The sequence below is a fragment of the Psychrobacter sp. CAL346-MNA-CIBAN-0220 genome, assembly GCF_040309805.1.
Classification (GTDB): Bacteria; Pseudomonadota; Gammaproteobacteria; order Pseudomonadales; family Moraxellaceae; genus Psychrobacter.
The window spans coordinates 1-250 of sequence record NZ_JBEOPF010000565.1 but is presented as its reverse complement, the minus strand read 5'-3'; the positions used below and the strand labels follow the sequence as shown (position 1 = coordinate 250).

Annotated in this window: 1 protein-coding gene; it reads right to left on the bottom strand. The window is 34.0% G+C overall.

Features of this window, described 5'->3' with window-relative positions:
- Positions 1-250, bottom strand: a 250-nt coding sequence (locus AAEY88_RS14825; RefSeq protein WP_350563617.1) for a hypothetical protein, incomplete at both ends; no start/stop codon positions are given.

The following is a 250-nucleotide window of genomic DNA, read 5'->3' as shown; positions in this document are numbered from 1 at the left end:
ACAGAAAACTGCCCTGTTAGTTTATTATTAGCTAAAATTGCTTTAGCGTTTATATCGCCTGTTATATTAAATTGATTTAAAATCGGCTCTGCTAAATTTATTTTTAGTGGCTTGTTAAAGTCATTACTCTTTATTACCAGCTGTTTTATAGCAATTAATGGACGTTCTTCTGGCAGCGCGAGAGCAAGTTTTTTTGCCGCTTGACTACTTTGATTGCTTTTGGGAAGTGGGTTTATACTTAATACTGCAT